General features: G+C 71.1%; 25 protein-coding genes. 13 read left to right on the forward strand and 12 right to left on the reverse strand.

From position 1 onward, the window contains the following. Window positions 1-44 precede the first annotated feature (44 nt). From GON04_RS02425 to GON04_RS02455, 7 genes are all read left to right on the forward strand, one after another. Window positions 45-1,004: a tripartite tricarboxylate transporter substrate binding protein gene (locus GON04_RS02425; RefSeq protein ID WP_157396412.1), complete on the forward strand. Its 960-nt coding sequence runs from the start codon at window positions 45-47 to the stop codon at window positions 1,002-1,004. Window positions 1,005-1,044: 40 nt separating this feature from the next. After that, on the forward strand, window positions 1,045-2,208 hold the full coding sequence (locus tag GON04_RS02430) for a Gfo/Idh/MocA family protein (protein ID WP_157396413.1): 1,164 nt from the start codon (window positions 1,045-1,047) through the stop codon (window positions 2,206-2,208). Between the two features lie 7 nt (window positions 2,209-2,215). Continuing rightward, window positions 2,216-3,406 carry a dihydrodipicolinate synthase family protein gene (locus tag GON04_RS02435; protein ID WP_157396414.1) on the forward strand — a complete coding sequence of 397 codons (1,191 nt, stop codon included), beginning with the start codon at window positions 2,216-2,218 and terminating at the stop codon, window positions 3,404-3,406. 94 nt (window positions 3,407-3,500) lie between these two features. Next, complete coding sequence (locus GON04_RS02440) at window positions 3,501-4,460, forward strand: Bug family tripartite tricarboxylate transporter substrate binding protein (RefSeq protein ID WP_157396415.1); 960 nt, start codon at window positions 3,501-3,503, stop codon at window positions 4,458-4,460. Further along, window positions 4,450-5,148 (forward strand): SDR family oxidoreductase, encoded by a 699-nt coding sequence (locus tag GON04_RS02445; protein ID WP_181653848.1) that lies wholly within the window; start codon window positions 4,450-4,452, stop codon window positions 5,146-5,148. The genes GON04_RS02440 and GON04_RS02445 overlap by 11 nt, the downstream gene beginning before the upstream one ends. Before the next feature lie 2 nt (window positions 5,149-5,150). After that, complete coding sequence (locus tag GON04_RS02450; RefSeq protein ID WP_157396416.1) at window positions 5,151-6,053, forward strand: NAD(P)-dependent oxidoreductase; 903 nt, start codon at window positions 5,151-5,153, stop codon at window positions 6,051-6,053. After that, window positions 6,046-6,924 (forward strand): sugar phosphate isomerase/epimerase family protein, encoded by an 879-nt coding sequence (locus GON04_RS02455; RefSeq protein WP_157396417.1) that lies wholly within the window; start codon window positions 6,046-6,048, stop codon window positions 6,922-6,924. Before GON04_RS02450 ends, GON04_RS02455 begins: the two co-directional genes overlap by 8 nt. Window positions 6,925-6,945: 21 nt before the next feature. Here the strand turns inward: GON04_RS02455 and GON04_RS02460 are convergent, their stop codons facing one another. Further along, window positions 6,946-7,452 (reverse strand): bactofilin family protein, encoded by a 507-nt coding sequence (locus GON04_RS02460; RefSeq protein WP_157396418.1) that lies wholly within the window; start codon window positions 7,450-7,452, stop codon window positions 6,946-6,948. Window positions 7,453-7,648: 196 nt separating this feature from the next. On the opposite strand from GON04_RS02460, the gene GON04_RS02465 reads away from it, so the two are divergent. Then, a complete protein-coding gene (locus tag GON04_RS02465) occupies window positions 7,649-8,350 on the forward strand; it encodes a DUF1444 domain-containing protein (RefSeq protein WP_157396419.1) in 702 nt (233 codons plus the stop codon). On the opposite strand, the gene GON04_RS26535 is transcribed toward GON04_RS02465, so the two are convergent. From GON04_RS26535 to GON04_RS02480, 3 genes are read right to left on the reverse strand one after another with little or no spacing between them, the layout of a single operon-like run. Beyond that, window positions 8,344-9,102 carry a general secretion pathway protein GspB gene (locus GON04_RS26535; RefSeq protein ID WP_181653849.1) on the reverse strand — a complete coding sequence of 253 codons (759 nt, stop codon included), beginning with the start codon at window positions 9,100-9,102 and terminating at the stop codon, window positions 8,344-8,346. The genes GON04_RS02465 and GON04_RS26535 overlap by 7 nt on opposite strands. Window positions 9,103-9,105: 3 nt before the next feature. Next, a complete protein-coding gene (locus GON04_RS02475) occupies window positions 9,106-10,788 on the reverse strand; it encodes an ExeA family protein (protein WP_157396421.1) in 1,683 nt (560 codons plus the stop codon). Between the two features lie 50 nt (window positions 10,789-10,838). Beyond that, complete coding sequence (locus GON04_RS02480) at window positions 10,839-12,074, reverse strand: MFS transporter (protein WP_157396422.1); 1,236 nt, start codon at window positions 12,072-12,074, stop codon at window positions 10,839-10,841. Between the two features lie 82 nt (window positions 12,075-12,156). On the opposite strand from GON04_RS02480, the gene GON04_RS02485 reads away from it, so the two are divergent. From GON04_RS02485 to GON04_RS27005, 3 genes are all read left to right on the forward strand, one after another. Continuing rightward, on the forward strand, window positions 12,157-12,987 hold the full coding sequence (locus GON04_RS02485; RefSeq protein WP_157396423.1) for an AraC family transcriptional regulator: 831 nt from the start codon (window positions 12,157-12,159) through the stop codon (window positions 12,985-12,987). Further along, on the forward strand, window positions 12,984-13,442 hold the full coding sequence (locus GON04_RS02490; protein ID WP_157396424.1) for an NUDIX hydrolase: 459 nt from the start codon (window positions 12,984-12,986) through the stop codon (window positions 13,440-13,442). The genes GON04_RS02485 and GON04_RS02490 overlap by 4 nt, the downstream gene beginning before the upstream one ends. Window positions 13,443-13,542: 100 nt before the next feature. Beyond that, the gene (locus GON04_RS27005) at window positions 13,543-13,968 is read left to right on the forward strand and encodes a J domain-containing protein (RefSeq protein WP_181653850.1); all 426 of its coding nucleotides are present in this window, start codon (window positions 13,543-13,545) and stop codon (window positions 13,966-13,968) included. Between the two features lie 13 nt (window positions 13,969-13,981). Here the strand turns inward: GON04_RS27005 and GON04_RS02500 are convergent, their stop codons facing one another. From GON04_RS02500 to clpB, 3 genes are all read right to left on the reverse strand, one after another. Continuing rightward, entirely contained in the window at window positions 13,982-14,230 is a 249-nt protein-coding gene (locus GON04_RS02500) for a hypothetical protein (RefSeq protein ID WP_157396426.1), read from the reverse strand. A gap of 87 nt (window positions 14,231-14,317) precedes the next feature. Continuing rightward, the gene (acuI, locus tag GON04_RS02505) at window positions 14,318-15,298 is read right to left on the reverse strand and encodes an acrylyl-CoA reductase (NADPH) (protein WP_157396427.1); all 981 of its coding nucleotides are present in this window, start codon (window positions 15,296-15,298) and stop codon (window positions 14,318-14,320) included. 88 nt (window positions 15,299-15,386) lie between these two features. Continuing rightward, window positions 15,387-18,014: an ATP-dependent chaperone ClpB gene (gene clpB, locus GON04_RS02510; protein ID WP_157396428.1), complete on the reverse strand. Its 2,628-nt coding sequence runs from the start codon at window positions 18,012-18,014 to the stop codon at window positions 15,387-15,389. A gap of 105 nt (window positions 18,015-18,119) precedes the next feature. On the opposite strand from clpB, the gene GON04_RS02515 reads away from it, so the two are divergent. Beyond that, window positions 18,120-18,698, forward strand: a complete 579-nt coding sequence (locus GON04_RS02515) for a hypothetical protein (RefSeq protein WP_157396429.1) — start codon at window positions 18,120-18,122, stop codon at window positions 18,696-18,698. Window positions 18,699-18,831: 133 nt separating this feature from the next. Beyond that, the gene (locus GON04_RS26685; RefSeq protein ID WP_338050872.1) at window positions 18,832-19,338 is read left to right on the forward strand and encodes a MarR family winged helix-turn-helix transcriptional regulator; all 507 of its coding nucleotides are present in this window, start codon (window positions 18,832-18,834) and stop codon (window positions 19,336-19,338) included. Here the strand turns inward: GON04_RS26685 and GON04_RS02525 are convergent, their stop codons facing one another. From GON04_RS02525 to thrC, 5 genes are read right to left on the reverse strand one after another with little or no spacing between them, the layout of a single operon-like run. Beyond that, window positions 19,339-19,824, reverse strand: coding sequence for a molybdenum cofactor biosynthesis protein MoaE (locus GON04_RS02525; RefSeq protein ID WP_157396431.1), 486 nt, complete (start codon window positions 19,822-19,824; stop codon window positions 19,339-19,341). It abuts the gene before it with no gap. A gap of 2 nt (window positions 19,825-19,826) precedes the next feature. Next, window positions 19,827-20,078: a MoaD/ThiS family protein gene (locus GON04_RS02530; RefSeq protein WP_157396432.1), complete on the reverse strand. Its 252-nt coding sequence runs from the start codon at window positions 20,076-20,078 to the stop codon at window positions 19,827-19,829. Continuing rightward, window positions 20,075-21,301, reverse strand: coding sequence for a molybdopterin molybdotransferase MoeA (locus tag GON04_RS02535; RefSeq protein ID WP_370530035.1), 1,227 nt, complete (start codon window positions 21,299-21,301; stop codon window positions 20,075-20,077). Before GON04_RS02535 ends, GON04_RS02530 begins: the two co-directional genes overlap by 4 nt. Next, complete coding sequence (mobB, locus tag GON04_RS02540) at window positions 21,298-21,828, reverse strand: molybdopterin-guanine dinucleotide biosynthesis protein B (RefSeq protein WP_157396434.1); 531 nt, start codon at window positions 21,826-21,828, stop codon at window positions 21,298-21,300. The genes GON04_RS02535 and mobB overlap by 4 nt, the downstream gene beginning before the upstream one ends. Window positions 21,829-21,841: 13 nt before the next feature. Continuing rightward, on the reverse strand, window positions 21,842-23,257 hold the full coding sequence (gene thrC / locus GON04_RS02545) for a threonine synthase (RefSeq protein WP_157396435.1): 1,416 nt from the start codon (window positions 23,255-23,257) through the stop codon (window positions 21,842-21,844). Window position 23,258 lies beyond the last annotated feature (1 nt).

A 23,258-nucleotide genomic window follows, 5' to 3' on the forward strand; every position in this document is an offset into this window, starting at 1 on the left:
GTGAATTAACCGCAGGAGACACCGTGGCACCGAGCCGTCGACACTTGGCCTTCATCCTTGCCAGCCTCGCCGCGCTGGCCCCCCTGGGCGCCGCCGCCCAGAGCGGCTACCCCAACAAGCCCATCCGGGTGATCGTGCCGTTCGCGGCCGGCAGCACCACCGACATCATTGCGCGCGCCATCGCCGACAAGATGTCGCAGAGCATGGGCCAGCAGCTCGTCATCGACAACCGCGGCGGGGCCAGCGGCACCATCGGCCAGGCGGCGGTGGCCCAGGCGGCCCCGGACGGCTACACGGTCATGGTCCACTCGTCGTCGCACACGGTCAGCCCGCACACGTTCGCCAAGCTGCCGTTCGACACCGAGAAAGACTTCGCCGGCGTCACGCCGATCTCGAGCACCCCGAACGTGCTGGTGGTCTCGCCGGCCAAGAACTTCAAGGCCCTGGGCGAGCTGCTCGCGGCGGCGCGCGCCAAGCCCGGCAGCATGAACTTCGCCTCGGCGGGCCAGGGCAGCGCCACCCACCTCAACGCCGAGAAGTTCAAGCTGGCCGCGAAGATCGACGCCCAGAACATCCCGTTCAAGGGCTCCGCCGAGGCGGTGACCGAGGTGGCGGCGGGCCGGGTCGACTACTACTTCTCGCCCATTGCCCCGGTCATCGGCCAGATCCGCAGCGGCCAGCTGGTGCCGCTGGCGGTCGGCTCGCCCAAGCGCGCCGCCGCCCTGCCCAACGTGCCCACCACGGCCGAAGCCGGCGTGCCGGGCTCGGAATTCAACTTCTGGATCGGGATGATGGTGCCGGCGCGCACGCCGCGCGACATCGTCAACCGCCTGCAGGAGGAAGTGGTGAAGGCGCTGGCCACGCCCGAGGTGAAGGAGCGCTTCACGGCGCTGGGCGCCGACGCCTGGACCCTCAAGCCCGAACAGTTCGACGCGTACATCCGCGACGAGATCAAGAGCAACGCCGCGCTGGTCAAGGCCGCCGGCCTGGAAGTGCAGAAGTAACGCCAACGCCCGCTTCGGCGGGCACCAACGAGGAACTGATATGCCCACCCAACGTCTCGGAATCATCATGCACGGCGTCACCGGACGCATGGGCATGAACCAGCACCTGATCCGGTCCATCGTCGCCATCCGCAACCAGGGCGGCGTGCAGCTGTCCAACGGCGACAGGGTCATGCCCGACCCCATCCTCGTCGGCCGCAATGCCGAGAAGATGGAGGCGCTGGCGAAGTCGCAGAAGATCGAACGCTGGACCACCGACCTGGACAAGGCGCTCGCCAATCCCGACGACACCATCTTCTTCGATGCCGGCACCACGCAGATGCGCCCGACGCTGCTGGCCAAGGCCATCCGCGCCGGCAAGCACGTGTACTGCGAAAAGCCGATCGCGACCAACCTGAACGAGGCGGTCGAGATCGCCCGGCTGGCTGAGAAGTCGGGCCTCAAGCACGGCGCCGTGCAGGACAAGCTGTTCCTGCCCGGGCTGCGCAAGCTCGACATGCTGCGCCGCGCCGGCTTCTTCGGCCGCATGCTGAGCGTGCGGCTCGAATTCGGCTACTGGGTGTTCGAAGGCGACCTGCAGCCGATCCAGCGTCCGAGCTGGAACTACCGTGAGGAAGACGGCGGCGGAATGATCCTGGACATGATGTGTCACTGGCGCTACGTGCTGGACAACCTGTTCGGCGAGGTGAAGTCGATCTCCTGCCTGGGCGCCACCCACATCCCGCAGCGCTGGGACGAAGCCGGCAAACCGTACCAGGCCACCGCCGACGACGCGGCCTATGCCATGGCGGAACTGGTGGGCCATGGCGGCGAGCCGGTGGTCGCCCAGATGAACATGTCGTGGGCCACCCGCGTGCGCCGCGACGACCTGGTGACCTTCCACGTCGACGGCACCCACGGGTCCGCGGTGGCCGGCCTGCAGGAATGCCGGGCCCAGAGCCGCGTCACCACGCCGCGGCCGGTGTGGAACCCGGACGTCAAGCAGACCATGAACTTCTTCGAGCAGTGGCAGGAAGTGCCGGACTCGCAGGTCTACGACAACGGCTTCAAGATCCAGTGGGAGCACTTCATCCGGCACGTGGTCGAGAACGAGCCGTACAAGTGGACCCTGCCCGAAGGCGCCAAGGGCGTGCAGCTGGTCGAGGCCGCGCTGCAGTCCTGGAAGGAGCGCCGCTGGGTCGACGTGCCCGCACTGAAGGTCTGAGGCCACCATGGCGCTGTCCCTCACCCTGCCCGCCGCCGCCGGCGGCAACCTCGCGCGCTACACGCTGCGCGGCAACGCGCCGGTTCTCCCCGCCCAGGGCGTGCGGTTCGACCGCATCGCCTACTCGGCCGCGCACGTGGTGGCCGATCCCCGCGCTGCCATCGACCCCTGGCTGCAGGCCGCCGTCGACTGGGACGCGACCATCGGCTACCGCCGGCGCCTGTGGGCGCTCGGCCTCGGTGTCGCGGAAGCCATGGACACCGCCCAGCGCGGCATGGGGCTGGACTGGCCCACTTCGCTCGAACTGATCCGGCGTTCGCTCGATGCGGCGCGCGACGTTCCGGGCGCCCTGGTCGCCTCCGGCTGCGGCACCGACCACCTGGCCCTGGACGAGGTGCGCTCGGTCGACGACGTGATCCGCGGCTACGACGAGCAGATGGCTGCCATCGAGAAGCTCGGCGGGCGGCTCATCGTCATGGCCAGCCGCGCCCTCGCCCGCGTGGCCCGCGGCCCGGCCGATTACGAACGGGTCTACGACCACATCCTGCGCCAGGCCCGGCAGCCGGTCGTCCTGCACTGGCTGGGCGAGATGTTCGATCCGGCGCTGGCCGGCTACTGGGGCAGCGCCGACACCGACCGGGCGATGGACACCGCGCTCGGCGTCATCGCCGCCAACGCGTCCAAGGTCGACGGCATCAAGATTTCCCTGCTCGACAAGGACAAGGAAATCGCGATGCGCCGACGCCTGCCGGCCGGCGTGCGCATGTACACCGGCGACGACTTCAACTACGCCGAGCTGATCGCCGGCGACGGCTTCGGCAGCGAACCGACCCACGGCAAGAGCGACGCCCTGCTGGGCATCTTCGACGCCATCGCACCGGCGGCCAGTGCGGCGCTGGGCGAACTGGCGCAGGGCAACCTGGAGCGCTTCCACACCATCCTCGGCCCCACCGTTCCGCTGTCGCGGCACATCTTTGCGGCGCCCACGCGCTTCTACAAGACCGGCGTCGTGTTCATGGCCTGGCTCAACGGCCACCAGGACCACTTCACCATGGTCGGCGGCCAGCAGAGCACCCGCAGCCTGCCGCACCTGGCCGAGCTGTTCCGCCTGGCCGATGCTGCCGACCTGCTGGAGAAGCCGGACCTGGCCGTGCGCCGCATGCAGACGCTGCTGGCGCTGCACGGCATCGAGGACTGACGGATCGCGACCTCCTCGCGCGTGGTGCGCGACGCCAACATCCAGATCGAGTGATCCCGCCGGCGGACAACCGGCTCTATCAGAGGAGACAAGCATGTCGAGACTACTGCGTTGGACGGCGGCCATCGGCCTTTCGCTCGCGGCCCTGGGGGCATCGGCCCAGGCCTGGCCGGCACGGCCGGTGAAGGTGATCATCCCGTTCCCGCCGGGGGGCACCCTCGACACCCTCGGCCGCAGCCTGGCACAGAAGCTGTCGGAGCAGCTGGGCCAGCCGTTCGTGGTCGAGAACAAGCCCGGTGGCAACGGCACCATCGGCGCCGACCAGGTGGCCAAGGCGCAAGCCGACGGCTACACGCTGCTGTTCAACGCCTCCACCTTCGTCAGCGCCCCGATGACGATGAAGTCCGTGCCGTACAGCGTGACGCGCGACTTCGCTCCGATCGCGCTGGTCGCCAAGGCGCCGCTGTCGGTCGCCGTCAACAAGGACCTGCCCATCACCGACCTGAAGTCGCTGCAGGCCTACGGCAAGGCCAATCCCGGCAAGCTGACCTTCGCCGTCGGCTCGATCGGATCGGCAGGCCACCTGGCCACCGAACTGCTCAAGCGTTCGGCGGGGGTCGACTACACGGTGATCCCCTACAAGGGCACGGCACCGGCCTTCCAGGACCTGATCGGCGGCCAGATCGCCGGCTTCATCGACCCCATCCTCGGTTCGCTGCAATACCACCGCAGCGGCATGCTGCGCGTCATCGCCGTCACCTCGGACAAGCGCACGCCCAACCTGCCCGACGTCCCGACGGTCGCCGAGACCCTGCCGGGGTACGACTTCTACAGCTGGTACGGCCTGTGGGCGCCGGCCAAGGCGCCGGCGGAGATCGTGCAGCGCCTGAACGCCGAGGTGAACAAGGCGCTGGCCGGCGAGATCCGCGACAAGTTCACGCCGCAGGGCCTGGTCTTCTCGCCCGGCTCGGCCGACGAGTTCGCGCGCTTCCAGGCCGCCGACATGGCGCGGGCGCAGAAGATCATCACGGACGGCAATATCCGTGTCGAATGAGGCGCCCCTCGCGGCCGTCACCGGCAGCAGCTCGGGCATCGGGCTGGCGGTAGCGCAGGCCCTGCTGGAACAGGGCTGGCGCGTGATCGGTCTCGATCGCGCGCCGGCTGCGCTCGATGCGGCGGGGTTCCGCCACCATGCAATCGACCTCACCGACGCCGCGGCCCTGGAGGGCGCGGCAATCGCGGCCCGCGGCGCCGCCGCGCTCGTCCATGCGGCCGGCGTGCTGCGCGTGGGGCCGCTGGGCGAACTGCAGCCGGACGACGGCACCCTGATGTGGAAGCTGCATGTCGATGCCGCCAGCCGGCTGGCCGACCGGCTGGTGCCGCCGATGGCCGCGGCCGGCCGCGGCCGGGTGGTCCTGGTGGGCAGCCGGGTCGCCCGCGGCATGGCCGGCCGCAGCCAGTACGCCGCGACCAAGGCCGCCCTCGTCTCGCTCGCCCGCAGTTGGGCTGCCGAGCTCGCGCCCCGCGGCGTCACCGTGAACGTGGTGTCGCCGGCGGCCACCCGCACCGCCATGCTCGCCGATCCGGCGCGCGGCTCGGTCGCGCCGCGGCCCACGCCCCTGGGCCGCCTCATCGAACCCTCGGAGGTGGCGTCGCTCGTCGCCTTCCTGCTCTCGCCGGCCGCAGCCGCCATCACCGGCCAGGACATCCAGGTGTGCGGCGGCGCATCGCTGGACCGTTGACCATGAATGAACGCACCGTCGGCATCGTCGGGCTCGGCCTGGTCGGCCAGGCACTCGCCGCCCGCCTGCGCGCCCAGGGATGGCGCACGATCGGCCACGACGTGCGCCCGGAGGCCGTCGCCGCGTTCGCCGCCGCCGGCGGCGAGGCCGCCTCCAGCACCGGGGACGTCGGCCGTCTGGCCCAGACGGTGCTGCTCGCGGTGTTCGACACCGCCGGCGTGCTGCAGGTGCTGGAAGGCGCCGGCGGCCTGCTCGGCCCAGGCCACCAGGTGCGCACCGTCATCGACTGCTCCACCGGCGATCCCGACCAGCTCGCCGCCCTGGGGCGTCGCCTCGCAGCCCAGCACATCGACCTGGTGGAAGCGCCGCTGTCCGGCTCCAGCCAGCAGATCGGCGCCGGCAAAGCCACTGCTCTGGTGGGTGGCAGCGATGCCGCCGTGCAGGCCTGCGGGCCGCTGCTCCAGGCCGTCGCCGCCCGCTCGGTGCACGTGGGCCCGCCCGGCATGGGCGCGCGGGCCAAGCTGGCCACCAACCTCGTGCTGGGCCTGAACCGCGCCGCCTTTGCCGAGGGCCTGGCCTTCGCCGAGGCGCTGGGCATCCCGCCCGATCGCTTCCTGCAGCTGGTGCTGGCCACCCCGGCGCGCTCGGACGCGGCGGCCGTCAAGGGCCCGCAGATGGTGGCCAACGATTTCGCGCCCCGCTCGCGCATCCGCCAGCACCTGAAGGACCTGGACCTCATGCTGGCCGGGGCCCACGGGCACGGCCTGGACCTTCCCCTCACCGCCGTCCATGCGCAGCTGCTGCGCGAAGCCGTCGCCGACGGGGACGGTGACCTCGACAACGCCGCCGTCGTCCGCCGCCTGCGCGGGCGGCGGCGGTCTTCTGCGAACGATCCCGATGCGTGATTTCTCCACCGACCACCGCTGGCTCTCCATCAACACCGCCACCGTCCGCAAGAGCCGCGGACAGGACCTGCCGCTGCCGCAGATCCTGGACGCGTGCGCGGCGCGCGGCATCCGCGCCATTTCGCCCTGGCGCGACCAGGTCGCTGCCGCCGGGCTGGCGGCGGTGTCGAAGCAGGTGAAGGCCCTGGGCCTGGAACTGTCGGGCTATTGCCGGGGCGGCATGTTCCCGGCGACCGACGCCGCCGGCCTGCAGGCGGCCCACGACGACAACCGGCGCGCCGTGGATGAGGCACGCGAGCTGGGCGCCGCCTGCCTGGTGCTGGTGGTGGGCGGGCTGCCCGGGGCACTGGCGGGCCGGGCGGCGCACAAGGACCTGGCGCTGGCGCGCAGCCAGGTGCGCGACGGGATCGGCGCCCTGCTGGACTACGCGCGCTCGGCCGGGATGCCGCTGGCCATCGAGCCCCTGCACCCGATGTACGCGGGCGACCGGGCCTGCATCAACACGATGGAACAGGCGCTGGACGTCTGCGACGAACTCGATCCGTCGCGCTCGGGCGCGCTGGGCGTCGCCGTCGACGTCTACCACGTCTGGTGGGACCCCAAGCTGGAGGCGCAGATCCGCCGCGCCGGCCGTAGACGGCTGCTGGCGTTCCACGTCTGCGACTGGCTGACGCCGACGCGCGACCTGCTCAACGACAGGGGAATGATGGGCGACGGGGTGATTGACATCCCGCTCATCCGCAGCTGGGTCGAGGCCCAGGGGTTCGCGGGGTACAGCGAAGTGGAGATCTTCTCCACACTCGACTGGTGGCAGCGCGATGCGTCCGAGGTCCTGAACACCTGCATCGCGCGCCATCGCGGCGCCGTCTGAACGGCGCCGCGGGCAGCCGGATCAGGCGACCTGCAGCTTGGGCGTGGCCGGGCGGGCGGCCGGCGCGGCGGGGGTGGCGGCGAACTCGATCTCGCCGGAGAGCTGGCCGCCCTCCTCGATCACGACCTTGCCGTAGCGGATGCGGCCCGTGACCTTGCCGGTCGCGTAGATCACCAGCTTCTGGCGCACCGTCAGGTTGCCTTCGAAGGTGCCGCGGATCTCGGCGATGTCGATCTCGGCCGAGCCCTTGAAGGCACCGCGCTCGGAGATCTGGATCATGCGGGAGTCCATGGTCGCCTCGACCGAGCCCTCGACCACCAGCGTGTCGCAATCGGTGATCTCGACACCCTTGAGCTTGATGTTGGGGCCGACGGTCAGCTTGGCTTCGCCTTCCGTGACCGTGCTCGGGCTGTTGGCAGCCGGCGCGGTGGGAGCGGCGGCCGCAGCGGCCAGCGCGGCGCCGTTCGGGGTATTCGGACGCACGTCCTCGCGCTTGCCGTTGTTGAAGAAGGGGGATTGCAGTGCCATCGCGAATACCTCGTCAGTGGTGTGTTGAAGAGCCTCGAATGCTATGGACGAGCCTGCTTACACGCATCAATGGCTGAGCAAGTTCGGTAACTGTTTACATGGCACGGTGCCGCAGCGGCTCCGCCACAGGCGATGTAACAGCGATTGCGGCGGTTCAGGCCGCGCGGCAGGATCGTGCCAGGACGAGGATCGGACGATGACCAAGCGACTGTGGTGGGCCCTGTGCCTAGTGGGTGTCGGCGCCGTCGCGCGTGCGCAGGTGCCGTCGCCAGAGCCCGTGTTCGACACCCGGGAGGCCAACCTCATCGCGGTACTGCGCGAGTCGGCCGGCGCCAACCAGGAGGAGGAGACGCTGCAGCCCTACGGGACGCTGCAGGCGCGGCTGCCGGACGGCAGCGAGGTCGAGCTGGAAACCAGCTGGTACCGCTACGTCGGGGACATGCATATCCGGCTGGTCTTTGACAGCCGCACGCAGTTGCAGAGCGCCTCGCCCGACGATCTCGACCGACTGCGCCTGGATCCGGAGCAGGCCGTGCGGGTGGCCGTGGGCAACTTGCGGCGCACCTATGGCGAGCCCCAGGTGCGGCCCTGGACCGGCGGGCTGATGCAGGTGAGCGGCCGGGCCGACGACCTGAACAGCAGCTATTTCCTCGACCGCGACTTCTGGTCCGACCTGGAAGCCCGCCACCGCAGCGGGCTGGTGGTGGCCGTGCCCCAGCGCGGCGGGCTGCTGTACGCCCCCGCGGACGATCCGCACGCGATCACCGCGCTGCGCTTCAGCGCGCCGGCGCTGTATGCGGCCTCGCGCACCCGCGTGTCGTCGGCCCTCTACCTGTTCAAGGACGGGCACTGGAGCGTGTTCCAGCCCCCGTTGTCCGCCGAGCGGACGGCTCAGTAGCCGACCAGGTAGCGCTGGCCACGCCAGCTCAGCACGGCCTGGTTGGGCCGGATCTGCTCCAGCAGCACGCCCGGGACCGGCTCCGCGCCTTCGTTGAAGACCTGCCCGTTCACGATCAGCATCCGCTGCGCCGCGTTCGGCGAGTACACGCCCCCCGTGATGGCCAGCTTGGGGGCGCCGGCGGGTGCCACGGCAGAAGGCTCCGGGGCCGGCGCGGATGCAGCGGCGACCGGGGCGGCCCCCGCTGTCGGCGCCGAAGCAGCTGCGGCCGCCGGGGCGGCTGGACGCGGGGCGGATGCGGCGACAGCCGCCGAGGCACGGATCCTTGGCGCCGATGCCTTCCCGGCGGCGGCGGGGACCGGCGCAGGCGTCGCCACGGCGGGCGGCGGAGGCGGCGGTTCGATGCGGGCGGCCGGAGCGGCAGGCGCGGGCGTTGCGGGTAGCGCCGCAGACGGCGCCGCAGGCGTTGGCACGACGGCTGCAGGGGGCGGCACCACGGTTGCCGGCACCGGCGGAGTGGTCGTGTTGGCCTGGGCGAGCGGCGGGGCTGGCGGCGCCGGCGGGCGCGCCAGCTGCCATGCGGCCAGTCCGATGGACACCAGGCCCACGCCGAGCACTCCCCACAGCTGCGGCGACTTGCCGGCGGCCTCTTCGTCCTCGCCGACGCCGAGCGGGCGATCGTTCAGGCCCGGCAACCGGCTTCGATCGCGCTGGGCGTCTGCCTTGCGCAGGGCGTCGAGGATGTAGGACATCGGTCAGGGCGCCAGCCGCGGCTCATCGACGCGGGCTTGGCGATTGAGTTGCATGAAGGTCAGCGGCCCCAGCGTGCCGTCGACGGGGAGCCCCTGCTCCAGCTGAAAGCTGCGGATGCGCTGGCGCAGCGGCGCCGCGGCCTTGCCGCCGGCGGTGTCGACCGGCAGTTGCGCGGCGGCCCAGCGCTGAGCGGCAGGCAGGGTGGTGTCGGCCTCGCGGGGGTCGTAACCGACCGGCGCCTTCCACAGGGTCGCCCACTCGCCGTTCCAGCGCGAGGCCAGGGCCGCCAGCGTGACGGTCTGCGCCGTCCCGCCGGCCGACAGGGTCGCCGTCTTGTCCGTCAGGGCCGTGAGCAAGGCATAGGACGGCGTGCCGCTCTCGCGGTCGAGCGTGACGATGCCGGGCCGGTCCAGCTGGCGGATCAGCGGCAAGGGCGTGCTGCGCGTGTAGCAGTGCAGGCCCTGCCGCGGCAGCAGCTTGCACGGGTCGCCATCGCCGGCCTCGGCGTTCCAGGCCTTGGCCAGCTCGCGCCATGCCGCGCGTTCGTCGCGCAGCAAGGTGGGGGGTGCCGCCGAGGCCGGGGCCGCCGGCGCCGCGGCGGTCGGGATGACGCCCGCGCCGGCAGCGGGGGCGGCGGCGACGCTGGCCGGGGCGCTGGCGGCGGATGTGGCGGCGCTGGCAGCGGGAGCGGCCGGAACGGCAGCGACGGCGGCCGAGGCGGGCCGGGCCGGCCGGGGCGTGGCGACCCCGGCGGCCGGCGCCGGCCCCTCGCCCAGCAACCGCGCTAGGACCACCAGCGCGGCCCCGGCGGCAATCCCCAGGCCCAGGACGAAGGCGGGACGCGGCCAGGCGCCGGGACGCGCATGCTCGGGCGCACCGAAGACCTCGCGCGCCGCCTGCCGCACGATGGCGGGGGTGACGGCCGCCTCGCTGCGCGCATAGGCGCCGAGCAGCGCGCGGTCGCACAGCAGGTTGATGCGCCGTGGCACGCCCCCTGTGAGCCGGTGCACCAGGGCCAGCGCGCGGCGCTCGAATGGCAGGGCGCGCGACAGGCCCGCGACCTCCAGCCGGTGGCGGACGTAGCGGACGGTCTCTTCGCGCGTCAGCGCGTCGAGGTGGTAGCGGGCGATGACGCGCTGCGCGAGCTGCTCCAGTTCGGGCCGGGCCAGCAGGCCGCGCAGCTCGGGCTGGCCGATCAGGATGATCTGCAGCAGCTTGCGCTCGTTGGTCTCGAGGTTGGTCAGCAGCCGCAGCTGCTCCAGCACGTCGGCCGACAGGTTCTGCGCCTCGTCGATGACCAGCACGCTGTTGCGGCCGGCGGCATGCGCCTGCAGCAGGTAGGCGTTGAGCGGGTCGAGCCAATCCTTGGCGGTGGCGCCTTCCTGGCGTGGAACGGCGATGTGGAACTCCTCGCACACCGACTGCAGCAGTTCCAGGGCGGTGAGCTTGGGATTGAAGATGTACGCGACGTCGGTCGCGGGCGGGATCTGCTCCAGGAAGCAGCGGCACACCGTGGTCTTGCCGGTGCCGATCTCGCCCGTCAGCAGGACGAACCCGCCGCCCCCGCCCACCCCGTACAGCAGGTGCGCCAGCGCCTCCCGGTGACGCTCGCTCATGTAGAGATAGCGTGGGTCCGGCGCGATGGAGAAGGGCTCCTGGGACAACCCGAAGTACGGCGCGTACATGGGCCGAGGATACCGCTGACCCTTGCCCCTGCGGGCGGGCCGGGGCGGTGTCAGGCCGCGAACGGCTGCGCGCGGCGTGCCCTGCGCACGTTGAAGGCGCTGGTGATCAGCAGCAATTGGACGGCCACCAGGCCCAGCCACACGGCGCCGTAGTGGCCGCGGTCCATCAGTTGCCCGAACAGCAGCGGCGCCACCGCCTGGCCGATGTCCAGCCCCGAATAGACGATGCCGTACACCCGGCCGCTGGCGTTGGCCGGCGTGGAGCGCTTGACCAGCAGGTCCCGCGAGGGCCCGGCGATGCCGCTCGCGAATCCCATCACGCCGAACAAGGCGGGCACCAGCAGCGCCGGCACCGGCGCGAGGGCGACCGTCAGGGCCACCGCGGCAGCCACCCCGAATCCCACGGCCACCACCTTTTCGCAGCGCGATGGGTCGGCGGCGAGGAAGCCGCCCAGGGCCATGCCGCCGGCGCTGCAGACCATGTACACGGTCAGGCACATGGCGACCAGGGCCATCGGCACGTCGTGCAGGTGGCGCGCCGCCTCCGGCGCGAAGGCCTGCACCACGCTCAGCACCATGGCGTAGACGAAGAAGAACGCGAAGCACATCCAGACGGCGGGCACGCGCAGGAAATCGAACGTGGCCGCGCCGGACGCCGCAGCGGCGTTCGAAGGCCGCGCCTTGGGTAGGGCCAGTTGCTCGCGGTTCAGCCACAGCACGAGCAGCACCGCCCAGGCGAGTGCGCCGGCAGCCGCCAAGGCGGCGCGCCAAGAGAACGCGAGGGCGATCGGCACCAGCAGCGCCGGCGCGAGCGCCCAGCCCAGGCTGCCGGTGATGCCGTGGACGCTGTAGGCATGGCCGAGCCGGGACGCGCTGACCTTGCGATTGAGCAGCGTGTAGTCGACGGGGTGGAACACGCCATTGCCGATGCCCGCGACCAGCGAGCACGCCGCCATCGTCCAGTAGCCCGTGCTCAGCGAGAACCCGAAGGCCGCCAGGCCCACCAGCGCCAAGCCGGCGAACAGCACCGGGCGCGGCCCGTGGCGGTCGACCAGGAAGCCCGAGGCGGCCTGCACGGCGCACGAGACGACGAAGAAGATCGTCATCAGGAATCCCAGCTGCGTGTAGCTGGCGTGCAGCGCGTCCTTCAGCCACGGGAACAGCGGCGCCAGCAGCAGCTGGCTGAAGTGGCTGATGAGGTGCGCCAGTCCCACCAGGCCGATCACCTGCGCATCCTGGCGCAGGGGGACGGACGGCGGGACGGCATAGGCGGCGAGGCTGGACATGGACCGATCCTAGCCAGCGGTGCCAAGTTCCGGAATGCGACGAATCGCCAGCTTTCGTCGGATATCGGCCAGAATCGCGGACATGCCCAGGCGACCTGCCCCGCGTGCCATTCCGGTCGGCGACACGGACGACTTCGAGCCCACCCGGGCCCGGCCGGTGCGGTTGCGCGCGCGCAGCCTGCCGGCCGACAGCCACTTCGAGCCGCACCGGCACGGCTGGGCGCAGCTGGCGTACTGCTCCAGCGGCGTGCTGCAGGTCTCGGCCCAGCAGGGCGTGGACCTGTCCGACGAAGTCACCTTCATCGTCCCGCCGTCGCGCGCGGTGTGGATTGAGCCGCGGGCGCGGCACTCGGTGCACGTGCTCGAGCGCGCAGAGTTCCGGACCCTGTACCTGCATGCCTCGGTCACGCCGGACGGCTGGGACGGCTGCCGGGTGATCCTGGTCTCGCCGCTGCTGCGCGAGTTGATCGGGGCGCTCGACGCCAGCCCGCCAACGCGTGAACGCGAGCGCCTGCTGGCCGCCATGGTCCTGGACGAGTTGCACCACGCCGACGCGCAGTCGCTGGGCGTGCCGCTGCCGCCGCCGGACGGCGACAAGCGGCTGCGCGCCCTGTGCGAGGCGGTGCTGCGCGCGCCGGGCCAGCGGGCCAGCCTGGCCGAATGGGCCGCGGACGTGGGCGCCAGTGAACGAACCTTGGCACGCCTGTTCCAGGCCGAACTCGGCACCGGCTACCAGCAGTGGCGCCAGCAGGCGGTGCTCGCGCACGCGCTGCCGATGCTCGCGCGCGGCGTACCCGTCAACCAGGTCGCCGCGGCGACCGGGTACGCCAGCGAGAGCGCCTTCAGCGCCATGTTCAAGACGGCGATGGGGCAACCGCCACGGCAGTTCCAGCCGCGCCGGCCTGCCGCATGACGCTCAGCGCCGGCCTGCTCCTGTTCCGCCGCACGCCGGCGGCGCTCGAGGTCCTGCTCGCGCATCCCGGCGGGCCGTACTGGGCCCGCAAGGACCAGGGCGCGTGGACCCTGCCCAAGGGCGAAGTGCAGCCGGGAGAGGAACCGCTCGCCGCCGCCTGCCGCGAGTTCGCCGAGGAGACCGGCCACGCCCCGGCCGGGCCCTTCATCGCGCTGGGCGAGGTCCGGCAGGCCGGCGGCAAGCGGGTGCAGGCCTGGGCCGTCGAAGGCAGCTTCGACCCGGCGCAACTGCGCTGCAACCAGTTCGAGATGGAATGGCCCCCGCGTTCGGGCCGGCGGCAATCGTTTCCCGAGATCGACCGTGTCGGCTGGTTCGGGCCGGCCGAGGCGGCTTCCCGGCTGCTGGCGGGCCAGCGGCCCTTCCTCGAACGCCTGCAGCTGGCGCTGGCCGGGTGACGCCTGTTGTAAGGACGCATCCTCCGTGCAGCGGCCGTGCCGTTTCGCTTGGGCCCGCATGCAGCCCGCAGCTACACTTTCCGTAGCACCGCCTGAGCCCATGCCGGACCTGCCACCCGACCCCAGCCACTACGAGACGCTCGACGTCCGCGCCGACGCCTCGGCCAGCGCGCTGCGGCAGGCATACCGGCGGGCGGCGCAGCACCACCACCCCGACCGCAGCGGCGGCGACGCCGGCGCCCAGGCGCGCATGGCACGCATCAACGAGGCCTATGCCGTGCTGTCGCATCCGCAGCGGCGGGCGAGCTACGACCTGTGGTTGCGCGCCCGCCAGGCCCGCCAGCAGGCCGACGCAGCGGCCCATGCCGCCCGTCCCTCCCGCTTCGCGGCCTCCTGGCCCTGGGGCCTGGTCGCCGCCACCAGCGCCTTCGCGGTCTTCTCGGTGGGAGCCGTGGTCTACAAGACCAGCTGGGCGGCCTCGGCCATCGCGGCCAAGGCCGCCGCGCCACAGGTGGCAGGCCGCTAGCCGCCCCGGCGGCTCAGGTTCCGAAAAAGCCGCGCGCCAGGTGGCGCGCGAAGCTCTCGGTCCAGCCCGCACCGTCGCTGGCGTCGTACTGCGCGGCCGCATGCCGGGTGATGACGTGGACCCGCCGCATGGCCGCCCCGTCGTTGTTGGCAGCCTCGAACATCTGGGCCCGGAAGGCCGACGGATCGCGGCCGCTCGCGAGGATGGCGTCCTCGAAGGCCTGCGCTTCCGCGGTCGGGATGGGGGTGCGTAGGACCAGCATGGATGGCGCCTTTCAACCTCAACGCGGGGGCCGACTACCGCGAGGACAGTGGCGCCCGCCAGCGTGCAACAGGGCGCAACCGCCCTGTCAGGCGCCCGTTCGCACGACCAGCCGGCCGCGCACCTGGCCGGCCATGAGGCGCCCGGCCTGCTCGACCGCGTCGGCCAGTCCGATCTCGGTCGTGATCGCCTCCAGCTGCACCGGATCCAGGTCCCGGGCCAGCCGGCCCCAGGCCTGCTCGCGCAGTGCCAGCGGCGCCATCACGGAGTCGACGCCCAGGAGCGCCACGCCGCGCAGGATGAACGGGGCCACGCTGGCGGTCAGGTCCATGCCCTGGGCCAGGCCGCAGGCAGCCACCGCGCCGCCGTAGCGCGTCTGGGCCAGGGCATTGGCGAGCGTGTGGCTGCCCACCGCGTCGACCACGCCGGCCCAGCGCTCCTTCTGCAGCGGTTTGCCGGGTGCGGCAAATTCCGCGCGGTCGATCACGGTGGCGGCACCCAACCCCTGCAGGTAGGTGGTTTCGGACGCCTTGCCCGTGGCCGCGACGACCCGGTGGCCCAGTTTCGCCAGCAAGGCGATGGCGACGGAGCCCACGCCACCGGTCGCGCCGGTGACGAGGACGTCACCGCTGCCGGGGACGAGCCCGTGCCGTTCCAGTGCCAGGACACACAGCATGGCGGTGTAGCCGGCGGTGCCGATGGCCATGGCCTGGCGGGCGCTGAAAGCGGCCGGCCGACGCACCAGCCACTCCCCCTTGAGCCGGGCCTTGGCCGCCAGGCAGCCCTTGTGGGTCTCGCCGACGCCGAAGCCGTTGAGGATCACCTCGTCGCCGGGCTTCCACAGTGCCGAGTCGCTGGCGAGCACGGTGCCGGCACCGTCGATGCCCGCCACCATCGGCCAGTTGCGCACGACCGGCGAACGGTTGGTGATCGCCAGCCCGTCCTTGTAGTTCAAGGTCGAGTACGCCACCGCGACCGTGACGTCGCCATCCGGCAGGAACTCGTCGCCGACCTCGCGGACGGCGGCCTGGAAGTCGGGCGACTTGTCGAGAACGAGGGCTGGGAACATGCGGGCGGCTCCTGCTGCGAGGGTCCGCGCCAGGATAGCCAACCTGGCCGGCGCCTGCCGAAGCCGGCGCCGGAAGCACCCACCCGCGTCAGGCGGTGGCTGGCTCGGGCTCGCCTTCGGCTGTCACCGGGCCGAAATGGAACACGCCAGGCTCGCGCACCGGATCCACCTCGACCGGGATCACGCTCTTGGGCGGGAACCGGCCCTCCAGGATCAGCCGCGACAGCGGGTTCTCGATGCGCTGCTGGATGGCGCGCTTGAGCGGCCGGGCCCCGAACAGCGGATCGAACCCCACCTTGGCCAGTTCCTCCAGGGCCGCCGTCGACACCTGCAACGTCAGGTCCATCTTCGCCAGCCGCTGCTCCAGCACCTGCAGCTGGATGCGGCCGATGTCGGCGATGTGCTTGGCGTCGAGGCCGTGGAACACCACCGTCTCGTCGATGCGGTTCAGGAACTCGGGCCGGAAGTGGTTCTTCAACTCGTCCCAGACCGCCTCCTTCACGTCCTCGTACGGCTTGCCCACCATCGCCTGGATCATGTGCGAGCCGATGTTGCTGGTCATCACGATCACGGTGTTCTTGAAGTCCACCGTGCGGCCCTGGCCGTCGGTGAGGCGGCCGTCGTCAAGCACCTGCAGCAGCACGTTGAAGACGTCGTGGTGCGCCTTCTCGATCTCGTCGAGCAGGATCACGCTGTACGGCTTGCGCCGCACCGCCTCCGTCAGGTAGCCGCCCTCCTCGTAGCCCACGTAGCCGGGTGGCGCGCCGATCAGGCGGGCCACCGAGTGCTTCTCCATGAACTCGCTCATGTCGATGCGGACGAGGTGTTCCTCGCTGTCGAACAGGAAGGTCGCCAGCGCCTTGCACAGCTCGGTCTTGCCCACCCCGGTGGGCCCGAGGAACAGGAACGAGCCGGTGGGCCGGTTCGGGTCGGCCAGGCCGGACCGCGAGCGACGGATGGCGTTGGCCACGGCGCTGATCGCCTCGTCCTGGCCGATCACGCGCTGGTGCAGCTTGCCTTCCATCTGCAGCAGCTTCTCGCGCTCGCCCTGCATCAGCTTGGACACGGGGATGCCGGTGGCACGCGCCACGACCTCGGCGATCTCCTCGGCGCCGACCTGGGTGCGCAGCAGCTGCGCCTTGCCCGCCTTGGCCTTACCGGCCTCGGCATCCTGCGCTTCCTTCAGCTTGCGCTCCAGTTCGGGGAGCTTGCCGTACTGCAGTTCGGCGACCTTGTTGAAGTCGGCCTTGCGCTTGAACTCCTCGATCTGGAACTTGACCCGGTCCATCTCCTCGCGGATCTGGGCGCTGCCCTGCGCGGCGGCTTTCTCCGCCTTCCAGATGTCCTCCAGGTCGGCGATCTCCTTGCGGAGCTTGCCGATCTCGTCCTCGATCAGGCCAAGGCGCTTCTGGGATGACTCGTCGGTCTCCTTCTTCATCGCCTCGCGCTCGATCTGCAGCTGGATCAGGCGGCGGTCGAGGCGGTCGATGGCCTCCGGCTTGGAGTCGATCTCGATCTTGATCTTGGAGGCGGCCTCGTCGATCAGGTCGATGGCCTTGTCCGGCAGGAACCGGTCGGTGATGTAGCGGTGCGACAGCTCTGCGGCCGCGACGATGGCCGGGTCGGTGATGTCGACCCCGTGGTGGGCTTCGTACTTCTCCTGCAGGCCGCGCAGGATGGCGATGGTGGCCTCCACCGTCGGCTCGCCGACCAGGATCTTCTGGAACCGGCGCTCCAGTGCGGCGTCCTTCTCGATGTACTTGCGGTACTCGTCCAGCGTGGTGGCGCCGACGCAATGCAGTTCGCCGCGCGCCAGCGCCGGCTTGAGCATGTTGCCCGCGTCCATGGCGCCCTCGGCCTTGCCGGCACCCACCATGGTGTGCAGTTCGTCGATGAACACGATGGTCTGGCCCTCGTCCTTGGCCAGCTCGTTCAGCACGTTCTTCAGGCGCTCCTCGAACTCGCCGCGGAACTTCGCGCCCGCGAGAAGGGCCGCCATGTCGAGCGACAGCACCCGCTTGTTCTTCAGGGACTCGGGCACCTCGCCCGCGACGATGCGTTGCGCCAGGCCCTCGACGATGGCGGTCTTGCCGACGCCGGGCTCGCCGATCAGCACCGGGTTGTTCTTGGTGCGCCGCTGCAGCACCTGGATGGCGCGGCGGATTTCCTCGTCGCGGCCGATGACGGGATCGAGCTTGCCCAGGCGGGCGCGCTCGGTGAGGTCGAGGCAGTACTTCTTGAGCGCGTCGCGGTTGCCCTCGGACTCGGCACTGTCGACCTTCCGGCCCCCGCGGACGGCGTCCACGGCGGCTTCGAGCGCCTTGCGCGACAGGCCGTTCTCGCGTGCGATGCGGCCGATGTCCTGCTTGCTCTCGGCCAGCGCCAGCAACACCAGTTCGCTGGCGATGTACTCGTCGCCACGCTTGTGGGCTTCCTTCTCGGCCGCCTGCAGCAGCGCGACCAGCTCACGGCCGACCTGCACCTGCTCCTGGCCCGAGACCTGGGGCCGCTTGTGCATGGCGCCTTCGGCGGCGGCCTGCAGGCCGGCGACGTTGACGCCGGCACGCTGCAGCAGCGCACGCGGGCCATCCTCCTGGCGCAGCATGGCCACGAGCAGGTGCTCGGGCTCGATGTACTGGTGATCGTTGGCCAGTGCCAGGCTCTGGGCCTCGCCCAGGGCCTCCTGGAACTTGGTGGTGAGTTTGTCGAGTCGCATGGGGCGTGGATCTCCGATGGCCTCACAGCTTGCGCCTTGGCCCCAGCTTTTCAAGGGTCAAACTCCCTCCTCTCGGCCGTGGATGGGCTGACTAGAATGGCACCGATGCAGATCCACCAGCTGTCCGTGACCTACCAGGCCGAACAGGACCGTGTGCTGCTGCGCGTGAACAGCACCGGTGGTGACGAGATGCGCCTGTGGCTCACCCGCCGGCTGATGCTGGGCCTGTGGCCCTTGCTCACGAAGCTGCAGACCGACCAGGTCCTGAAGATGGAGGCCGCCGGCACCGAGCTGGAGCGCGCCGACGAGGAACTGCGCCGCATGCTGGCCGAGTTCCGCAAGGAAGAACTGCTGCAGCGGGCCGACTTCCAGACGCCCTACGAAGACAAGCCCAACCTGCCGCTCGGCGCCGAACCTCTGCTGGTCACGGACGTCGACGCCTCGCCCCTACCCAACGGGCGCCTGCGCCTGGGTTTCAACGAGAGGGCCGCAGTGAGCGGCGGCGCCAAGCCGCGCGGCTTCCAGGTCGAACTCGATCCCAAGCTGACCCAGGGACTGATGTACCTGCTCGACCAGGCCCTTGCGAATGCACAGTGGCGCGAGGGGTTTGCCGGCACAGTGGTTCCCCCCCTTGAGGGCGAGACGGCCGACGCGGCCGATGCCCGGCCCCGCTACCTCAACTGAGCCGCCCGTCGTTGCGCGGCACGCAGCGGTTCCTGTCATCGTGGCGGGTCAACCGGCAGGGAACGGGGCTCGGCAGGGCACAATCCACGCCATTCACCGACATCCCGTCCCCCACATCCTGTCCCCCCACGCCGTGGCCGCACCCAACAGCACGACCAGGAACCCGCCGACGAGCCTCTCGCGCCTCTATGCGCGTCCGGGGTTCCTGCTGCGCCGCGCACACCAGATCTCGGCGGCGGTGTTCGAGGAGGAATGCCGCCCCGTCCAGCTGACGCCGGCCCAGTTCGGGGTGCTGACGGTCCTGCAGGCCAGGCCCGGCATGGGGCAGTCGAGCCTGGCGCGCGCGCTCGGCTTCGACAAGGTCACCGTGCTGCGGGTGCTGCGCGGGCTCGAGGCCCGGGGGCTGGTCGACCGCCAGGCCGCCGAGGGCAAGCGCAATGTCTCGGTGGTGCTCACCGACGCCGGCGCGGCCTTGCTGGCCGAGGCGCAGCGCCCGGCCGAACGGGCCTATCGACGCCTGATGGCGCCGCTCGACCGCGCCCAGCAGGAGCAGTTGCTCGGGCTGCTGCAGTTGCTGACCGGTGAGCTGGAAGACCAGGCCCGGGCAGCGTTCGTGCGCCCGGACGACCTCGCCGCGTGATCAGCCGGCGTTGCCGGCCGCAATGCCCCAGCGGGCCAGCGCCGCATCGTCGCTGACGCGGGCATCGACCCAACGCTCGCCCTGGGCCGTGCGCTCCTTCTTCCAGAACGGGGCCTGGGTCTTGAGGTAGTCCATCAGGAACTCGCAGGCCTGGAAACTCTGCCCGCGATGGGCCGAGGTCACGGCCACCAGGACGATCTGCTCGCCCGGCCGCAACAGGCCGACACGGTGCACCACCCGGGCCGCGAAGATGTCGAAGCGTCGGTGCGCCTCGTCGACCATGGCCTCGATGGCCTTCTCGGTCATGCCGGGATAGTGCTCGAGCTCCATGTCCAGCACCTCGGACTCGCCCGGCTTGCCGGCAGCGCGCACGGTGCCCACGAAGCTGCACACCGCGCCGACCCGGTGATCGGCCTCGCGCAAGCGGGCCATCTCCTGCCCGGCGTCGAAATCGGCGGACTGAATGCTCACGCGCGGCAGGGCCATGATCAGCCTCCGGTCACCGGCGGAAAGAACGCGACCTCGCAGCCCTCGCGCAGGGCGGTGCCCTCGTCGGCCATGACCTGGTCGAGCGCCATGCGGACCGCCCGGCCGGTGGCCAGTGCCTCGGCGTAGGGCGCGCCCAGGGCGACCAGTTCGCGGCGCAGGCCGCTGAGGGTGCTGGCGGCTGTGTCGCGCTCCTCGGCGCCACGGCCGACGGACTCGCGCACCGACGCGAAATAGCGCAGGCGCACCTTCATGCCAGCAGCTCCGCGAGGGACAGGAACCGCACCGGGTCGCCGTGCGCGAGGGTCCGGCCGGCCGGCACGTCGGCCAGCCCGTCGGCCCAGACGGTGGACGTGAGCACGCCGGAGCTTTGGTTCGGGAACAGTTCCAGCCCGCCGGCCGCATTGCGTCGCACGCGCAGGAACTCGCGCCGCTTGTCGGGACGCTGCCAGTCGAAGTGCACGGGGACCTGCATCGGCTGCGGCTGCAGCACGGTCGCCCCCTGCAGGCGCAGCAGGAACGGTCGCACCAGCAGCAGGAAGGTGACGAAGCTGGAGACCGGATTGCCGGGCAGGCCGATGAAGTGCGCGTCGGCCACCCGGCCGTGCGAGAACGGCTTGCCAGGCTTCATCGCGATCTGCCAGAGGTCGAGCGACCCCAGCTCCTGCACCGCAGGCTTGACGTGGTCCTCCTCGCCGACCGACACGCCTCCGCTGGTGAGGATCAGGTCGTGGCCGCCGGCCGCGTCGCGCAGGGCGGCGATGGTGGCGTCGCGGCGGTCGGGCACGATGCCCAGGTCGGTCACTTCGCAGCCGCAGCGCGCCAGCAGCTGGCGCAGGAAGAAGCGGTTCGAGTTGTAGATGGCGCCGGGCCGCATCTGCTCCGGCGGGACGCTGCCCGGCATCACCAGTTCGTCGCCGGTGGAGAACAGCGCAACCCGCGGCCGCCGCGCGACCTGCAGGCGGTCACGGCCGATCCCGGCCGCAAGGCCGCAGGCCGCAGGATCGAGCCGGTGGCCGCGCTGCAGCACCACCGAGCCGCGCAGGACGTCTTCGCCGCTGCGGCGGATCCACTGGCCGGCTTCCGGGACACGCAGGATGCGCACCGTGTCTCCACCAGCCGCCTCGGTGTCTTCCTGCATGACGATGGCGTCGGCGCCGGCGGGCACGGGGGCGCCGGTGAAGATGCGCGCTACCGTCCCCGGCTGCAGGGGCTGGGCAGCCTGCCCCGCGGGGATGCGCTGGCTGACCGGCAGCGACACGCCTTCGTCGGCGATCTCGGCGCGCCGCACCGCATAGCCGTCCATCGAGCTGTTGTCCTGCGGCGGCACCTGCAGCGCAGCCACGAGGTCCTCGGCCAGGACACGCCCGTCGGCGTCGAAGGTGGCGACGGCTTCCGTGCCCGCAAGCGGCTGCACCCGGCCCAGCAGGTCGGCCAGGGCATCGTCGAGCGATCGCAGCGGCGGGCGCGAGTTCACGTGTAGAACTCCGGGTGGTAGACGAACCGATCCGCATTGTCGGTCAGCCATCCGGCCACCGCATCGGCATCGTTGACGTCCAGCACGGGTCGCATGGTCTCCTGCGGGAGGGACGCCTGGTCGGTGGCGATGGCGACGATGAAGTCATCGTCGGGGTAGCGCACCTGCGCTCCTTCCTGGGCCCGCCAGACCTCGATCTTGAGCAGGTTGCTCTGCTTGAAGCCCTCGACCAGCACCCAGTCCACGCCGTCGTACAGCTCGGCGATGAGGTGGTGCACCGAGAGTTGCGCCGGTTGCTCGAACTCGCGGATCAGGGCCAGCCGCTTGCTGGAGGCGACGACGACCTCGAACGCGCCCGCCTCCCGGTGGCGGAACGTGTCCTTGCCCGGGTGGTCGATGTCGAAGCTGTGGTGGGCGTGCTTGACCACCGAGACGCGCTGGCCGCGCGCCTTCAGGGCGGGGATGACGCGCTCGATCAGCGTCGTCTTGCCCGAGCCGGAGTAGCCGGCGAATCCGACGACCTTCATGCGGATGGGATCCTCAGGCGCAGTGCGCCGTGATGTAGGACTTGACCTGGGCCACGTCGGCCGGCAGGACGGTGACACGCTTGGGCAGCGTCTCGATGCCCTCGAAGCGGGCCGGGCGGTCGGGCTGGCGCCCCAGGGCCTCCACGATGGTGGCGGCGAACTTCACCGGCAACGCCGTCTCGAGCACCACCATCGGCACGCCGGGCTGCGCCAGGTGACGGGCCACCTTCAGGCCGTCGGCCGTGTGGGTGTCGACCATGACGTGCAGCCGCTGCCAGGTCTCTCGGATGGTCGCCAGCCGGTCGGCGTGGGTGCTCTTGCCGCTGCGGAACCCGAACCGGGTGGCGGCCTGGGCGAAAGCAGGATCGGCCGAGAGGTCGAAGCGGCCCGACCGGCCGAGCTCGTCCTGGAACAGCTGCCGCGTGCGGGCTGCGTCGCGCCCCAGCAGGTCGAACACGAAGCGTTCGAAGTTGCTGGCCTTGCTGATGTCCATCGACGGACTGGAGGTCTCGTGCGTGTCGGCGCCGGACCGCACCCGGTACACGCCGGTGCGGAAGAACTCGTCGAGCACGTCGTTCTCGTTGGTGGCGAGCACCAGCGTCTCGATCGGCAGGCCCATCATGCGCGCGACGTGGCCGGCGCAGATGTTGCCGAAATTGCCCGAGGGGACAGCGAAGCTGACTCTCTGCCCGTTCTCGGTCGTCGCCTGGAAGTAGCCGGCGAAGTAGTACACCACCTGCGCCACCAGGCGCGCCCAGTTGATCGAGTTGACCGTGCCGATGCGGTACTTGCGCTTGAAATCGAGGTCGTTGCTGACGGCCTTGACGATGTCCTGGCAATCGTCGAAGACGCCCTGGATCGCGAGGTTGTGGATGTTCGCGTCCTGCAGGCTGAACATCTGGGCCTGCTGGAACGGGCTCATGCGCCCGTGCGGCGACGTCATGAACACCCGGATGCCGCGCTTGCCGCGCATGGCGTGCTCGGCGGCGCTGCCGGTGTCGCCCGAGGTGGCGCCCAGGATGTTGAGCGACTCGCCGCGCCGGCCCAGCTCGTACTCGAACAGGTTGCCCAGCAGCTGCATGGCCATGTCCTTGAAGGCCAGCGTCGGACCGTTGGACAGGGCCTCGAGGAACAGGCCGTCCTCGAGCTTCTTGAGGGGAACGATCGCCGCGCTGCCGAACACCTGCCCGGTATACGTCTTCGCGCACAGGGCGCGCAGGTCGGCGGCCGGGATGTCGTCGATGTAGAGCGACAGGATCTCGAACGCCAGCTCGTGGTAGGCCAGGCCGCGCCAGCGCGCGAGCGTGGCGGCATCCACCTGCGGGTAGCGCTCGGGCAGGTACAGCCCGCCGTCGGGCGCCAGGCCCTCCAGCAGGATCTCGCAGAAGCGCTTGCGATCGAGGTGACCGCGCGTCGACAGGTACAGCATG

It is taken from the genome of Ramlibacter pinisoli (assembly GCF_009758015.1).
In the GTDB taxonomy this organism is placed as follows: domain Bacteria; phylum Pseudomonadota; class Gammaproteobacteria; order Burkholderiales; family Burkholderiaceae_C; genus Ramlibacter; species Ramlibacter pinisoli.

What these genes read in the sequence shown, in the direction of transcription:
- GON04_RS02440 (WP_157396415.1), top strand. Translation starts at nt 3,501, where the DNA reads ATGTCGAGACTACTGCGTTGGACGGCGGCCATCGGCCTTTCGCTCGCG.
- GON04_RS02530 (WP_157396432.1), bottom strand. Translation starts at nt 20,078, where the DNA reads ATGAAGGTGCGCCTGCGCTATTTCGCGTCGGTGCGCGAGTCCGTCGGC.
- thrC (WP_157396435.1), bottom strand. Translation starts at nt 23,257, where the DNA reads ATGCTGTACCTGTCGACGCGCGGTCACCTCGATCGCAAGCGCTTCTGC.
- GON04_RS02435 (WP_157396414.1), top strand. Translation starts at nt 2,216, where the DNA reads ATGGCGCTGTCCCTCACCCTGCCCGCCGCCGCCGGCGGCAACCTCGCG.
- GON04_RS02480 (WP_157396422.1), bottom strand. Translation starts at nt 12,074, where the DNA reads ATGTCCAGCCTCGCCGCCTATGCCGTCCCGCCGTCCGTCCCCCTGCGC.
- GON04_RS02475 (WP_157396421.1), bottom strand. Translation starts at nt 10,788, where the DNA reads ATGTACGCGCCGTACTTCGGGTTGTCCCAGGAGCCCTTCTCCATCGCG.
- GON04_RS26535 (WP_181653849.1), bottom strand. Translation starts at nt 9,102, where the DNA reads ATGTCCTACATCCTCGACGCCCTGCGCAAGGCAGACGCCCAGCGCGAT.
- acuI (WP_157396427.1), bottom strand. Translation starts at nt 15,298, where the DNA reads ATGTTCCCAGCCCTCGTTCTCGACAAGTCGCCCGACTTCCAGGCCGCC.
- GON04_RS02450 (WP_157396416.1), top strand. Translation starts at nt 5,151, where the DNA reads ATGAATGAACGCACCGTCGGCATCGTCGGGCTCGGCCTGGTCGGCCAG.
- GON04_RS02465 (WP_157396419.1), top strand. Translation starts at nt 7,649, where the DNA reads ATGACCAAGCGACTGTGGTGGGCCCTGTGCCTAGTGGGTGTCGGCGCC.
- GON04_RS02460 (WP_157396418.1), bottom strand. Translation starts at nt 7,452, where the DNA reads ATGGCACTGCAATCCCCCTTCTTCAACAACGGCAAGCGCGAGGACGTG.
- GON04_RS02490 (WP_157396424.1), top strand. Translation starts at nt 12,984, where the DNA reads ATGACGCTCAGCGCCGGCCTGCTCCTGTTCCGCCGCACGCCGGCGGCG.
- GON04_RS02500 (WP_157396426.1), bottom strand. Translation starts at nt 14,230, where the DNA reads ATGCTGGTCCTACGCACCCCCATCCCGACCGCGGAAGCGCAGGCCTTC.
- GON04_RS02430 (WP_157396413.1), top strand. Translation starts at nt 1,045, where the DNA reads ATGCCCACCCAACGTCTCGGAATCATCATGCACGGCGTCACCGGACGC.
- GON04_RS27005 (WP_181653850.1), top strand. Translation starts at nt 13,543, where the DNA reads ATGCCGGACCTGCCACCCGACCCCAGCCACTACGAGACGCTCGACGTC.
- GON04_RS02485 (WP_157396423.1), top strand. Translation starts at nt 12,157, where the DNA reads ATGCCCAGGCGACCTGCCCCGCGTGCCATTCCGGTCGGCGACACGGAC.
- mobB (WP_157396434.1), bottom strand. Translation starts at nt 21,828, where the DNA reads ATGAAGGTCGTCGGATTCGCCGGCTACTCCGGCTCGGGCAAGACGACG.
- GON04_RS02515 (WP_157396429.1), top strand. Translation starts at nt 18,120, where the DNA reads ATGCAGATCCACCAGCTGTCCGTGACCTACCAGGCCGAACAGGACCGT.
- GON04_RS02455 (WP_157396417.1), top strand. Translation starts at nt 6,046, where the DNA reads ATGCGTGATTTCTCCACCGACCACCGCTGGCTCTCCATCAACACCGCC.
- clpB (WP_157396428.1), bottom strand. Translation starts at nt 18,014, where the DNA reads ATGCGACTCGACAAACTCACCACCAAGTTCCAGGAGGCCCTGGGCGAG.
- GON04_RS02525 (WP_157396431.1), bottom strand. Translation starts at nt 19,824, where the DNA reads ATGGCCCTGCCGCGCGTGAGCATTCAGTCCGCCGATTTCGACGCCGGG.